Annotated in this window: 15 protein-coding genes; 9 read left to right on the top strand and 6 right to left on the bottom strand. The window is 75.2% G+C overall.

Annotated elements, in window-relative coordinates:
• Nucleotides 1-128: 128 nt before the first annotated feature.
• Both ACIQTO_RS10430 and ACIQTO_RS10425 read left to right on the top strand, forming a co-directional pair.
• Nucleotides 129-380 (top strand): hypothetical protein, encoded by a 252-nt coding sequence (locus ACIQTO_RS10430; protein WP_402385634.1) that lies wholly within the window; start codon nucleotides 129-131, stop codon nucleotides 378-380.
• Nucleotides 377-535 carry a hypothetical protein gene (locus tag ACIQTO_RS10425; RefSeq protein WP_402385631.1) on the top strand — a complete coding sequence of 53 codons (159 nt, stop codon included), beginning with the start codon at nucleotides 377-379 and terminating at the stop codon, nucleotides 533-535. The genes ACIQTO_RS10430 and ACIQTO_RS10425 overlap by 4 nt, the downstream gene beginning before the upstream one ends.
• 236 nt (nucleotides 536-771) lie before the next feature.
• Here ACIQTO_RS10425 and ACIQTO_RS10420 read toward each other — a convergent pair whose 3' ends face one another.
• Nucleotides 772-1329, bottom strand: coding sequence for a hypothetical protein (locus ACIQTO_RS10420; protein ID WP_402385628.1), 558 nt, complete (start codon nucleotides 1327-1329; stop codon nucleotides 772-774).
• 713 nt (nucleotides 1330-2042) lie between these two features.
• Between ACIQTO_RS10420 and ACIQTO_RS10415 the strand changes: the two genes are divergently transcribed.
• The 5 genes from ACIQTO_RS10415 (at nucleotide 2043) to ACIQTO_RS10395 (ending at nucleotide 5219) form a co-directional block, all read left to right on the top strand.
• Entirely contained in the window at nucleotides 2043-2279 is a 237-nt protein-coding gene (locus ACIQTO_RS10415) for an ATP-binding protein (RefSeq protein WP_402385625.1), read from the top strand.
• Between the two features lie 284 nt (nucleotides 2280-2563).
• Nucleotides 2564-3169, top strand: a complete 606-nt coding sequence (gene sigK / locus ACIQTO_RS10410) for an ECF RNA polymerase sigma factor SigK (RefSeq protein ID WP_402385622.1) — start codon at nucleotides 2564-2566, stop codon at nucleotides 3167-3169.
• A gap of 105 nt (nucleotides 3170-3274) precedes the next feature.
• On the top strand, nucleotides 3275-3730 hold the full coding sequence (locus ACIQTO_RS10405; RefSeq protein ID WP_402385619.1) for a DUF427 domain-containing protein: 456 nt from the start codon (nucleotides 3275-3277) through the stop codon (nucleotides 3728-3730).
• A gap of 209 nt (nucleotides 3731-3939) precedes the next feature.
• The gene (locus tag ACIQTO_RS10400) at nucleotides 3940-4161 is read left to right on the top strand and encodes a hypothetical protein (protein ID WP_402385616.1); all 222 of its coding nucleotides are present in this window, start codon (nucleotides 3940-3942) and stop codon (nucleotides 4159-4161) included.
• Complete coding sequence (locus ACIQTO_RS10395; protein WP_402385614.1) at nucleotides 4155-5219, top strand: MerR family transcriptional regulator; 1065 nt, start codon at nucleotides 4155-4157, stop codon at nucleotides 5217-5219. Before ACIQTO_RS10400 ends, ACIQTO_RS10395 begins: the two co-directional genes overlap by 7 nt.
• Before the next feature lie 622 nt (nucleotides 5220-5841).
• Here ACIQTO_RS10395 and ACIQTO_RS10390 read toward each other — a convergent pair.
• The 5 genes from ACIQTO_RS10390 to ACIQTO_RS10370 all read right to left on the bottom strand — a co-directional run bounded on the left by ACIQTO_RS10390 (nucleotide 5842) and on the right by ACIQTO_RS10370 (nucleotide 10254).
• On the bottom strand, nucleotides 5842-6603 hold the full coding sequence (locus tag ACIQTO_RS10390) for a nicotinamide riboside transporter PnuC (RefSeq protein WP_402385611.1): 762 nt from the start codon (nucleotides 6601-6603) through the stop codon (nucleotides 5842-5844).
• 190 nt (nucleotides 6604-6793) lie between these two features.
• A complete protein-coding gene (locus tag ACIQTO_RS10385) occupies nucleotides 6794-7228 on the bottom strand; it encodes a riboflavin kinase (protein ID WP_402385608.1) in 435 nt (144 codons plus the stop codon).
• On the bottom strand, nucleotides 7221-7820 hold the full coding sequence (locus ACIQTO_RS10380; RefSeq protein WP_402385605.1) for a flavin reductase family protein: 600 nt from the start codon (nucleotides 7818-7820) through the stop codon (nucleotides 7221-7223). Before ACIQTO_RS10380 ends, ACIQTO_RS10385 begins: the two co-directional genes overlap by 8 nt.
• A gap of 36 nt (nucleotides 7821-7856) precedes the next feature.
• A complete protein-coding gene (locus tag ACIQTO_RS10375; RefSeq protein WP_402385604.1) occupies nucleotides 7857-9203 on the bottom strand; it encodes an NtaA/DmoA family FMN-dependent monooxygenase in 1347 nt (448 codons plus the stop codon).
• Between the two features lie 136 nt (nucleotides 9204-9339).
• On the bottom strand, nucleotides 9340-10254 hold the full coding sequence (locus ACIQTO_RS10370) for a ribokinase (RefSeq protein ID WP_402385601.1): 915 nt from the start codon (nucleotides 10252-10254) through the stop codon (nucleotides 9340-9342).
• Between the two features lie 133 nt (nucleotides 10255-10387).
• Between ACIQTO_RS10370 and ACIQTO_RS10365 the strand changes: the two genes are divergently transcribed.
• Together ACIQTO_RS10365 and ACIQTO_RS10360 are read left to right on the top strand one after the other, a co-directional pair.
• Nucleotides 10388-11386 (top strand): LacI family DNA-binding transcriptional regulator, encoded by a 999-nt coding sequence (locus tag ACIQTO_RS10365; protein WP_402385598.1) that lies wholly within the window; start codon nucleotides 10388-10390, stop codon nucleotides 11384-11386.
• Between the two features lie 171 nt (nucleotides 11387-11557).
• Nucleotides 11558-12946, top strand: coding sequence for a pyridoxal phosphate-dependent decarboxylase family protein (locus tag ACIQTO_RS10360; protein WP_402385596.1), 1389 nt, complete (start codon nucleotides 11558-11560; stop codon nucleotides 12944-12946).
• Nucleotides 12947-12989 lie beyond the last annotated feature (43 nt).

Genomic DNA, 12989 nt, shown 5'->3' with positions numbered 1-12989 from the left:
GCCGGGCGCGACCGGTCGGACTCCACCTCGTGCCGCTCGATCACGTGCCTCCCGTCGTCAGATCGGAGCGAACGATCTTTGCGGAGACGGCCGTTGTGCGGCAGCTGTCGCTGCCGCAGAGCGGGGCGATGTCACGCCGAGCGTCTTCCACGGGGGACACCACGACCGGCCGCACCCTGCCGGCTCTGACCGCGCTGCCCGGCGACACCGCCGCCGTGATCACCGAACCACGCGATCGTGCCGAGAGCGCCGACGCCGTCTACCGGTTCGCCCTCGGCCAGGACCTGAAGGACCGTGAGCTCCTCGCCTCGGCCTTCGCCGTGGACGCGGAGCCGGCCTTTCGCCAGGTGGCCGCGCACTGGGCCGGCCGCCGGCGATGACCGGCCGCGACGCCCTCGTCGATGCCATCCTCGCGATGTTCGGCGGCGGGGGCACCACCCACCAGGTCACCGACCCGCGGATCACCCTCGTCGGCGGCACCACCCGGATGACCGCGCCGGTCGACGCGCAGCACCCGCTGACCGCTGACCGCTGACCGCCGACCCGGGCACGGGTCGGGCGGGGCGGCGGCGTTCCCGCAGGTGACAGCCGGTTCGTCCGGAGTGTGGCGGTGACGGGCGCCCTGCGGATTCCTCCCCCACGCTCGATCGGGCCCGGAGCCCTCCGGAGGGGAAGAACGCTGCGCTGGGGGCGGCCGTCCGGGGGAGCGGGCCGGCGCCGTGGTGGTGGCGCCGGCCCCGCCCGCGGTCAGGCGGTCACGGCTCCGGGCGGTCAGCCGAGGGTGAGGCCGCGCTCCTGGGCCAGGGCCTCCAAGCCGTACCGGGCCACGTGTTCCGCGTTGCCGAGGTCGATCGTGCGGACGCCCTCGGTGGCCAGCCGCTCGTTGATCTCGTCCAGGTGCTGCCGGACGACCTGCTTCTCGGCGTCGGTGGTGCGGCCCTTGTGCGGCCTGCCGGCGTGCTCCGGGCTCGCGTAGTTGACCCGCTCCCTGGCCCCGGCCGGCGTCTGCGACTGGCTGGGGACGGCCGGGGCCACCCGCTTGGCACCGCGCAGCACCTCGGTCATCGGGGTGGCGGAGGCCAACTGGTTGAACGCCTCGGCCTCCATGACGACCGTCTCCGGTTCGTCGGTGTCCGGGTAGTGGAGCTCTATCGTCACCAGGTCGAGCGCGAGTTCCTCCACCGCGGCGAGCTCGCTGCCGAGTGCCTCGATCTCGACCGGACCGTCCGCCAGGTCGGGGTGCTGGCGGACCACGATGCGCACCAGGTCGTCGTCGTTCTCCACGTGTGTGCCGGTCAGGTCCGAGAACCGGATGATCTTCTGGCCCATCTCTACCTCTCTTGACGGCTGTAATCAGGCGAGAGCCTACGCCTGGGGTGACCAGCGCCGGACCGGTGCCGGACCCGCCGCCGGAGCGGCCGACCACGTCGACGAGCCGGCGGTCGTTCCTCGGAGGGTGCGGCGGTTGCGGCGGGGGTCGGTTCTCGGGGCGCCCGACGCCCTCGGACCTGTTCTTACCCGCCTTTGCCGCTGCTCTGTCGAACGGCTGACCCGCGCCGTGCAGTGTCGTCCTCGCCACCGACCGCCGAACAGGCGGACACGGTGGCCCGCGGACACCAAGAACGACTACGCCCGCGCCTGGGACCACGACGCCCCGCTGCCGCAGTGCCGTCGCCAGTACCAGCGTGCCCTGGCCGCCGCGGACCCCGCGGACTTCGGCGCGTTCAGCGTCAAGGGCTACACCGAGGGGCAGACCGACGGCGCCGACGCCTGCCTGACCTGGCCGCGCCGGGGCACCGCCCGGCCCCAGGATGTCGCCTTGACCTGCCCGACGTCCCCGACCTGGTGCTCTCCGGCGACCGCGACACCAACACCCCGGCCGTCAACTCCCGCCTGGGGCGGTGTTCCGCGACAGCGTCTTCGTGTCCGTGCCCAACACCGGCCACACCCTGAGCCGGACTCCACCGGCTGCGCGGTCACCGTCGCCACCGCCTTCCTCCGCACCGGGGAGCCCGGCGACACCGGGCGGCGGGGGAGCGGTGATGGTCGGTCAGACCTACGCCGGGGCCGAGCGGGTCGACGACGCGCAGGCCGTCTTCGCACGCTTCCACCGCGCCGCCGGTACCCGGTCGACGCCCGGCTCCGGGCTCGGCCTGGCCATCGTCCACGACCTCGTCACCGCCGACGGGGGCGAGGTCTTCACGGCCTCGGCCCCGGGTGGCGGCGCCGAGGTGGGCTTCCACCTGCCGCCCGTCCCGGCCGGTGCCACGACGGTCTGACGGAGCCGGGCCGGTGGGGCCGGGCGCGGGTCAGGGCGGGGACCGGCCGCGGGCCGTGCGGCGGCCAGGCCGTCGGGCAGGCTGTCGAGGCGCCGCGGTCCGGCGACGGCCCGGGCGGTCCGGTGATCGGCGGCGAGCAGCCCCTGGTCGTGGTGGAGGCGAGCGCGCGGAACCAGCCGGGGAGCCTGCTCCCGCGCCTGCTCCCGCGCCTTCCCGTGCCCGCCGAAACGGTGCGGAAGCGCTGCGAGTCGCCCGAACGGACCAGGGTCGCGCACGGTGACCGCATGACGCTCCAGACAGGGCCGCGACTCCTCGACCGGCCACCCGCACGGCCGCAGGTGTCGGCCGGTGAACTGGCCGACCTGGTGACCTCCGTGGCCCGCGGTGACCAGGACTCCTTCGCCCGGCTCTACGACGCGCTGGCAGGGCCGGTCCACGGCATCGCGCTGCGCACGCTGCGCAGTCCGTCCCATGCCGAGGAGGTCGCCCAGGAGGTGCTGATCGAGGTGTGGCGCACCGCCGCCTCGTACCGGCCCGAGCGGGGATCGGTCCTGGCGTGGGTGCTGACGATCGCGCACCGCCGGGCGGTCGACCGGGTGAGGTCGGTGCGTGCGGCGGCCGAGCGGGACCAGCGGGTGACCAACTGGGAACCGGCCGGCCACCCTTCCGTTGTCGACGAGGTGGAGCGGATGCTGGAAGGGGCGCGGGTGCGGACGGCGCTGGCCGGTTTGAGCGGTGCCCAGCGCGAGTCGGTCGTCCTCGCGTACTACGGCGGCTATTCACAGCGGCAGATCGCCCGGATCGTGGGCGTCCCGCTCGGAACGGTCAAGACCCGGATCCGCGACGGCCTGATCAGGCTCCGGGCCGCGTACGGGAGCGAGGCCGGCTGAGCGGTCACCACGGCGATGGAGGCTGCCGAAGGAAAGCGGACGAGGGAGAGCGACCGATGAGAGGGCGAGGCCGGCATGGCGGCGACGCGACGCAGTAGTGAGTCCGTGTGGGACTACCCGCGGCCGCCGGCGGTCGAACCGGTGCCCGGGCGACTGGTCGAGGTCCGGTTCGCCGGGATGCTCGTCGCGTCGAGCAGCCGGGCGCTTCGGGTGCTGGAGACGAGTCACCCGCCGGTGTACTACCTGCCGCCCGCCGACGTGGCCACCGGTCTGCTCACCGAGGGCCGGGGCGCGAGCGTCTGCGAGTGGAAGGGGCGGGCCCGGTACTGGGACCTGCGGGTGGGTGCCCGGCAGGCGCCGTCCGCGGCCTGGAGCTATCCGGATCCGCTGCCCGGCTACCGGGAACTCCGCGACTTCCTGGCCTTCTATCCGGGCCGGGCGGACGACTGCACCGTGGACGGCGAAGCGGTGCTCGCCCAGGACGGGGACTTCTACGGAGGCTGGATCACCAGCGAGATCACCGGCCCGTTCAAGGGCGGCGCGGGGACCGCGGGCTGGTGAGGCGCCCACGACCGGACTCGGAGCGCACCGGTGGCGGGGAACCGGTGCGGGAACGCTGCGACTGGTCCGGCGGCAGGGTGGTGCGGAATCATCGACGTGTGGATCGGACGTACCGGTCGATCACCGGTGCGGCCCGTCCCGCCGTCGGCTCCGGAACGTGGGTTTCCACGGCCGGGACGCCGCGACCGTTCCGTAGGTGGGAGGACATCATGGCTCTGACCGATCACGTGGAGGCCGCTGAACACCGCCCGGTGCCGGTCACGGCTCCCGCCGAGACACCCGAGTGCGAGGGCTCCACCTGCGCGGGTATCTCGACCCCCGAGTCGCTCGAACTGCGCACGGCGTGGCCCGGCTGGATACCGCTGCTGGTCATCGCCGCCCTGGTGGTCAGCTGCGTGGGCTTCGCGGTGGGGCGGATCGCTGGATGGTGACGGTACGCGGCCCCCGGGATCCGGTGCGCCCCGAGCATGTGCCCACCGACGCGCCCGGGGCGCACGGGCCCACCGACGCGGACGCGGGGGAGTCCACCGGGGCGGTGGCCCGTCGCCTCGGCGTGTCCCCCACGACGATCCGTTCGTGGGAGCGTCGCTACGGCATCGGACCGTCACACCGCGCACCGGGGCACCACCGGCGGTGGAGGCCCCGGGACATCGCGGTCCTGGAGGCCATGTGCCGTCTCACCGCGCGCGGAATCCCCCCGGGCGAAGCCGCCCGGACCGTCCTGGCCGGCGATGCCGGGGCACCGGAGCGGCCGAGTCCGACGGCCGCGGCCGAGGAGCCGTGCGAGGGTCCCGCGGAAGCCTCGGCGGCCGGGCGCGGCCCGGGCGGCAGCCGGGCACTGCGCCTCGGGGCGGTCAGCCCGCTGTGCCGGGGACTGGCCCGGGCGGCCGTCCGGCTGGACGCGCCCGAGGTGTCCCGGGTCCTGCGCGAGGCGATGGACGCGCTCGGCGCGGTGGACGCCTGGACGGAGGTCATGATGCCCGCGCTGCGCGCGGCCGGACGCAAGTGGGCCGTGGACGGCGAGCAGTACATCGAGGTCGAACACCTCCTGTCCTGGCACGTGTCCACCGTGCTGCGCGACGCGGCGGTGCGGCCGGCGGCGCTCCGGCCGGTCCCCCCGGTGATCCTGGCGGCGATGCCGACCGAGCTGCACACCCTGCCGCTCGACGCCACGGCGGCCGGCCTCGCCGAGAACGGTCTGCCGTTCCGGATGCTGAGCGCCGCCGTTCCGCCGCAGGCGCTGCTGGAAGCCGTGCGCCGCACCGGCCCGGGGGCGGTCATGCTCTGGTCGCAGGACCGCACCACCGCTGACCGGAGACTGCTGCTCAGCGCCGCGGAGCGCGCCTGGGGCCCCAGCGGTTCACGCGTGCGGGCACTGGTCGTCGCCGCCGGGCCGGGGTGGGACCGCGCCCGGCTCCCCGCCGGTGTCGCGTGCCCGAGGAGTCTCGCGGGCGCGCTCGACCTCCTGGAGCAGGCCGCCTCCAGGTGACCCCGGTCGGCGGACCGGAGTCGAACCGATCCGCGCGCCGGACGGTGACGAACACCCGGAGCACCCCCGGTCCGCCGCGAGTCCGAGCGCCTCGCCGACCGGTGGACGCCCTGATCCGCGACGGTACCGCCGAGCTGATCGCGGCCTTCCGGCGCCTGCCGACGGCAAAGGTCTCCTTCGCGACCGAGTTCGTCAACCCGGGCCCGCCGGCGTACGGCGCCCGGGGCGACCCGGTTCTCCCTCATGCCCCCGGAGGACTCGCGGCCGCTGGACGTGCGCACCAGCCCGGTGGCGGAGCGGATCGTCCGGTCGCGCGGCGGTCGACGGCGGGGAGGGCGGGCCCCGGGCCGTCGCCGGGGGGATGGCGACGGCCCGGGGGACCGCACGGGGGTCGCGCGCGGATCCCGGTCGGCCGGGGGGAGGGCCTCCTCGGGGGGCGCGACGCCCTGCCGTCCTTCTGACCGCGATCCGGCGCGGCAAACCTCGCGCCGCGTGCGAGGTTTGCCGCGCCGGTCGCCGCGCCGGTCGCCGCGCCGGTCGCCGCGCCGGTCGCCGCGCCGGTCGCCGCGCCGGTCGCCGCGCCGGTCGCCGCGCCGGTCGCCGCGCCGGCCGGCCGCCGCCGTCAGCGGCTGCCGCTCACCTCGCCGGAGCCGTCCTGGGCGCGCACGCGGGACGGCGTGCCGGAGTCACCGGCCGGGCGGGTGTCGTCCCGGCCCTCGACCACCACGGCGGACTCCAGCGGCGAGGCGATCTCCTGCGGCGTGCTCCGGGCGGCCCAGTCGCGGATGCCGAGCAGCACCATGACGAAGAAGATCCCGTAGACGATGCCGGAGAAGTAGAGCTCGGAGTGGACGGCGAGCGGCACACCGACCAGGTCGACGGCCAGCCAGACGAACCAGAACTCCACGTAGCGCCGCGCCTGGCTGTACATGGCGAGGATCGAGCCTATGAAGATCCAGGCGTCGGCGAGGACCATCCACCACGGCGCCCCGGGGTAGAACGAGGCGTCCGTGCCCTTCAGCACCAGGCCGAACGCGGCCGTGCCCAGGACCATCGCGGCCGCCAGCACGGTGCGTTCGCGCCAGGAGGCCCAGCGGACGTTGATCGTGCCCTCCTGCTCGCGGCTGCGCTTCCAGGTGGCCCAGCCCCAGGAGGCGGAGACGATGATCACGATCTGCCGGGCGGCGTTGCCGCCGAGGTGCACGTTCAGGCTGGCGATCAGGAGCAGGACCGAGCCGAGGATCTGCACCGGCCAGGCCACCAGCGAGCGTCGCAGGGCCAGCCAGACGGTGGCGAGCGCCAGGATGTTGCCCAGGAAGTCGGACCAGTAGACGGGGAGACCGAAGAAGTCGAACTGCTCGTTCAACCACTGGAATGCGCTCATGACTCACACCTTTGTTCGTGCGGAGCGAGGTGGGGGAGGGGCGGTCGGCCCCGCCGAAGCGGGGGAGCGGGGCCGACCGGGCGCGTGGGCGCGGGGCACGGTCGCGAGAGCGGGGACGCGCGCCGAGCGGGGTGGGGCGGTGGGGCGGTGAAGCTGCGGGGCGGTGAAGCGGTGGGGTGCTGAGGGGGGATCAGGAGAGGAGGGCGAGGACGCGCCGCCCGTGCTCGGAGTCCAGTAGCGCCTCCGAGCGGCGGATGTCCTCCCGGGCGGCGAGCACCAGCTCGGCGACGGAGGCGAAGGTCTCCGTCTCCCGGATGCGGGCGACGAACCAGACCTCGACGCGCTCGCCGTACAGGTCGCCCACCTCGTCGGACGGGTCGTGGCAGTACACCTCGGTGTGGACCTCGGTGGTGTCGCAGAAGGTCGGGTTGGTGCCGACGCTGATCGTCGCGCGGTGCACGCCGCCGGTGGCGCGGCGGACCAGCCAGCCGCTGTGGATGCCGGCCGGCGGGGCGGGGGTGCCGGGGTCGGGGGAGACGTTGGCGGTGGGGAAGCCCAGGCCCCGCCCCCGGCCGGCGCCGTGCACCACGGTGCCGGCCAGCGGGGGCGTCGGAGCGTCAGCCATGGGGGGTGAGCTCGCGGAACTGGCTGGTGTGGAAGACCAGCGGCTCCACCCCGGGGAACAGTTCGGCGGTGAGCAGCCGCATCAGGACGATCTCGTGGTCGCCGCCGTCGTACACCGCGCTCACCCGGGCGGTCAGCCACAGTGCCGCGTCGTGCACGAGTACCGCGCCGTCCGGGGTGGCCTGCCAGGCGGTGCCGTCGAAGCGGTCTCCCGCGCGGGAGGCGAGCCGCCGGCAGAGCGCGCCCTGGTCGTGGCTGAGCACGCTCAGCCCGAGGACCGGCGCCTGCGCCAGCCTCGGCCAGGTGGTCGAGGTGCGGGCCACGCTGATCGAGACCATCGGCGGTTCGAGCGAGATCGACACGAAGGAGCTCACCGCGAGTCCGACCGGTTCGCCGTCGCGCAGCGCGCTCATCGCGACCACGCCGGTGGGGTAGGCCCCGAACGCCTGGCGCAGGGCCCCCGCGTTCAGCTCCGTCGACGCGGTCCCGGACGCGGACGCGGGTGAGGTCCCGGACGCGGGTGCCGGCGCGGCGGTCGGTGGGGGACCGGACGCGGTGGGCGGGGTCGGGTGGTGATGGGCGGGAGTGGCCATGGTCCTCTGCCGTCCTCTCGTCGCGAGTGGGGTGGTTCAGTGACGGTGACGCGCGGCCGGGTGGCTGGCCGGGAGGGCCCGGTCGGACGCGCCGGTCAGCCGCTCGCGCAGCGACTCGCCGTCCGTGTACTCGCCCCGGAAGACCCCTCGGGCGCGCAGGATCGGCAGCACCGACTCGACGAACTCGACGGTCGAGGCCGGCTGGACGGTCGGCGAGAGCAGGAAGCCGTCCAGGTCGGCACCCTCCGCCAGCGCGCAGATCTCGTCGGCGATCTCCTCGGCGGTGCCGACCACCGGGCGGGCCCCGACGCCGTGGGTGTGCCAGTCGGCGAGCACGTCACCGACGGTCTGGTCGGCGAACCGGGCGACCTGGGTCTGCGACAGCTCGGTCGACAGCGCCGACATCGGGGTGTCCGGGGCGTAGGAGGACAGGTCGAGGCCGGTGAACATGGCGTAGCTGGCGACGGTGACCTCCGGGCGCTGGGCGTCCAGGACGCGCTGCCAGCGGCGCTCGGCGTCCGAGGTGGTGGCGCCGAGCACACAGGAGAACGCCGACATCACCTTGACCTCGTCGGCGCGGCGGCCCGCCTTCACCGCCTCCTCGCGGATCGCCGCGGTGTGCCCGGCGAGCTGGCGCACCGAGCCGCTGCCGACGAACATGCACTCGCCGTGCCGCCCGCCGACCCGGCGCCCGGCCGGGGAGGCGCCGGCCTGGAACAGGACCGGTGTGCCCTGCGGGGAGCGGGCGGTGTTGCCGTAGCCGTGCGAGCGGAAGTACGGGCCCTCGTGCTCGACCAGGTGCACCTTCGCCGGGTCGGCGAACCGGCCGTCCTTGTCCTTCTCCAGCGCGTCCGGCTCCCAGGCGCCCTCCCAGTACTTGTAGACCAGGTCGAGGAAGTCCTCGGCCATCTCGTACCGGTCGTCGTGCGCCACCATGTCCATACCGAACGCCTTGACCGCGGTGTCGGCGGTGCCGGTGGTCACCACGTTCCAGCCGAGCCGCCCGCCGGACAGCTGGTCCAGGGTGGCCAGCCGGCGGGCGAACGCGTACGGCGGCTCCACCAGCACGGAACCGGTCACCACCAGGCCCAGGTCGGTGGTGCTCGCCAGCAGCGCCGAGGCGATCACGAACGGGTCCAGGCGCGGCAGGTCCAGGGTCTCCTCGGTGGCGATCGGCGGGCGCGTCCCGTCGATCTCCGACCAGCCCCAGGCGTCGGCCAGGAAGAGGAAGTCCAGCTTGGCGTCCTCGCAGATCCGCGCGATGTCGCGCCAGTACCCGAAGGTGTCGAACAGGTGCCGGCGGCTGTCGGGGTGGCGCCAGGTGGCAGTGCCGCTCGCGTTGGTCTGGGCGTTCTCGAACAGTCCGAGCTTGAGGTTGCGCATGGGGTGTTCTCCGTTGAACGTGAACCGGGTGGTGGTGCCGAGGGTGGTGGTGCCGAGGGTGGCGCCGAGGGCGGGGAGCCGCCGCGGTGGGGGAGCCGCGGCGGTGCGGGGACGGGACAGGTGGTCCGGCGGTCCGTCAGGAGCCGGTGGCGCGGGGCGGGTCGAGCTGCGCGGCGGACGGCATGGCGGACTGGGCGCCGCGGCCGGTGACGGCCAGCGAGGCCGCGCGGACGGCGCGCTCGGCGGCGGTGAGCAGGTCGGTGCCGCGGGCCAGGGCGTCGGCGAGGGCCCCGCAGAAGGTGTCGCCGGCGCCGACGGTGTCGACGGCCTCCACGGCGGGCGCCGGCAGGTGCGCGGCGGGGCGGCCCGGCTGTTTGACCAGCGCTCCGTCCGCGCCGAGCGTCACCACGACCGCCCGGCAGGGCAGCGCGGCCCGTTCCAGCAGCGCGCGCGCCCCGTCCAGGGTGTCGGGCCGCTCCGCGCCGAGCAGGGTGGCGAGTTCGCCGAGGTTGGGGACGAGGACGTCGACCGCGGCCAGCACCTCCGGGGCGACCGGCCGGGCCGGGGCCGGGTTGAGGACGACGGTGCCGTCCTGCTCCCGGGCCCGCAGCACGGCGGCGGCGACCACCTCGGCCGGGATCTCGTGCTGGACCAGGACCACCTCGCCGGCCGACCGGGACAGCCGGGCCGGCAGGTCCGCGACCGACAGCGCGGCGTTCGCGCCCGGGTTGACCACGATGGTGTTCTCGCCGGCGCCGTCGACCACCACCGAGGCGATCCCGGTGGTGGCCCCCGGAGCCGGGCGGACCGCCTCGATGTCCACCCCCTCGGCGGCGAGTGCCCGCAGGATGGCGTCGGCGTCGGCGCCGACCCGCGCCACCAGGCGCACGCTCGACCCGAGCCGGGCCGCCGCGACGGCCTGGTTGGCGCCCTTGCCGCCGACGCCCTCCACGAAGTCCCGGGCGAGGACGGTCTCGCCGGGGCGCGGCAGCTCCTCGACGGTCAGGACGAGATCGCGGTTGACCGAACCGACGACGGTGATGGGCGGCATCTGCACTCCTTGGGAGATCGATCTCCCACACTCTGGACCAGCACCCGGAAGCCGTCAAGTACCCTCAAGCTGCGTATTCCAGCGGCTCGGATCCGCTGGGTCCGAACCGACCCCGACCTCCAAGGATCCCCACGTGACAGCGCCCCGACTCCTCGACGTGGCAGCGGCCGCCGGCGTCTCCCGCGCGACCGCCTCGCGGGTCCTGGCAGGTACCCCGCGCAACGTGGACCCCGAACTCGTCCGCCGCGTCGAGGAGGCCGCCCAGCACCTCGGCTACCGCACCAACCACTCCGCCCGGGCGCTGCGCACCGGCACCACGGGCACCATCGGCGTGGTCGTCCCCTCGCTGGCCAACCCGTACTTCGTCCAGCTCGTCGACGCCATCGCGCAGCAGGTCCGGGCCGCGGGCGGCCAGTTGGTGGTCTCGGACGCCGCCAACGACGCCGCCATCGAGGCCGAGCAGATAGAGACCCTGCTCGGCGGGCGGGTCGACGGCCTGCTCGTCGTCCCGGTGTCCGCCGGGGCGTCCGGCCCGGCGGTCCGGGCCGCCGCCGGACGCGCCCCCGTCGTCCTCTTCGACCGCTGGGCCACCGGCTCGGGCACCGTCGCGGTCGCCCTCGACAACGCCGCCGCGATGCGCCTGCTGCTCGATCACCTCGAAGGGCTCGGCCGGCGCCGGATCGCGCTGGTGGCGGCGGACCAGGCCTCCTCCTCCGGTGCGGAACGCCTCGCCGCCTTCACCGAGGCCCGCGGCGCCGACGCGACCACCGTCCTGCTGCCCAGCTTCACCACCGACGCCGGCCGCACCGCGGGCCGCCGGATCGCCGAACGGCACGCGCTGGTCGACGCCGTCGTCTGCGGCGCCGACGTCCTGGCGGTGGGGCTGGTCAGTACCCTGCAGCGCGCGGCGATCTCCGTCCCGGGGCAGATCGCCGTCACCGGCTTCGACGACACCGAACTCCTGGAGCTCCTCGACCCGCCCATCACCTCGATCCGCCACCCGCTCGCGGCGATGGCCGAGCGCGCCCTGACGCTGCTTCAAGCGCCCGCCCGGGAACGGGCGGAGAGCGTGGAGCGCTTCGCCCCGCAGCTGGTCGTGCGCTCCTCGACGGACGCGAACGCGCACGCCTGACGGTGAGGGCGGCGGGGGCCTCGGACGTTGCCGCGCCGATCCCTGACGAGGGATCAGAAAGCCCTGTCCGAGGGCGCGTCGGGCGGTCCTGGGCGGGCGGGCCGTCGCGGTGGGTGCCGGTCCCACGGCACCGGAGTCGGCTCCGGCCGGGCCCGAGCCTAGGCTGTCGGTATGCATCCTCGACTCGGCGAAGACCTCGCCCGACTGCCCGAACTCCTCGACGCGGTGCGGGACCACGCCGCGCACGCGCTCGCCGGCCTGGCGGACCGGCCGGTGGCGTGGCCCGGCGAGCCGGGGCCGGCGCTGCCGCTCCCGGCGGAGGGCAGCGGCGCCGACGGGGCGTTGAAGCTGTTCGCCGAACGCTGGGAGCCGGGGTTCAGCGGCAGCGCCGGCCCCCGCTACCTCGGGTTCGTCACGGGCGGGGCGACCCCGGCCGCACTCGCCGGCGACTGGCTGACGGCCACCTTCGACCAGAACGTCAGCAACCGCACCGGCTCGGCCGCGGCGGACCTGGAACAGGAGACGGTCGGCTGGCTGCGGAGCCTCTTCGGGCTCGGCGAGGCCCACACGGGGGTCTTCGTCAGCGGCGCCACCACCTCGAACCTCGTCGGCCTCGCCGTCGCCCGCGAGTGGGTGGGGGAGCGGCGCGGTGTCAGCGTCAGCCACGACGGCCTCGCCGCCCTCGGGCCGGTCGACGTCCTGTCCGGCGCCGCGCATTCGAGCATCGGGAAGGCGCTGTCCGTGCTCGGCCTCGGCCGGAGCGCACTGCGGCAGGTGCGGACGCTGGAGGGGCGCGAGGCGGTCGACGTGGCCGCGCTCGCCCAGGAGTTGGCGGCGCTGGACGGGCGCCCGGCCGTGGTCGTCGCCAACGCGGGCACGGTCAACACCGTCGACTTCGACGATCTGCGGGCGATCGCCGCGCTGCGCGAGCGGTACCCGTTCTGGCTGCACGTCGACGCCGCGTTCGGCGCCTTCGCGGCGCTCTCCCCGGACCGCGCGCACCTCGTGGCCGGCCTCGACGAGGCCGACTCGGTCTGCGTCGACCTGCACAAGTGGTTGAACGTCCCGTACGACGCGGCCGTGCAGTTCACCCGCCGCCGGGACTTGCAGGTGGCCGCCTTCCACAACGCCTCGCCGTACCTCGGCGCCCCGACCGGGAACCCGGACCCCGTCCACCTGGCACCGGAGAACTCCCGGCGGCTGCGGGCCCTGCCGGCCTGGTTCGCGCTGACCGCCTACGGCCGTGACGGCCACCGGGAGGTCGTGGAGCGCAACTGCGCGGAGGCGGCCCGGCTGGGCGCGGGCCTCGCCGCGGACCCGGCCTTCCGGCTGCTGGCGCCGGTACGCCTCAACGTCGTCTGCTTCACCCTCGCGGGGCGCCCCGCGCAGGAGGACGTCGACGCGCTGCTGCGCCGTGTCGCGGCCTCCGGCGAGGCGTTCCTGACGCCGACGGTGCTCGGCGGGGTGCCCGCCGTTCGCGCGGCGTTCAGCAACTGGCGCACCACCGGCTCGGACACCGACCGCGTCCTGGCGGCGTTGCGCGCGGCGGCCGCCGGGTGATGACGGACGGGTGATGACGGACAGGCGGTGACGGCCGGGCGGG

Source organism: Kitasatospora sp. NPDC091207 (assembly GCF_044768625.1).
Taxonomy (GTDB): Bacteria; Actinomycetota; Actinomycetes; order Streptomycetales; family Streptomycetaceae; genus Kitasatospora.
Note: the sequence above shows the minus strand (reverse complement) of the source record. Positions and strands in the feature narration are given on the sequence as shown.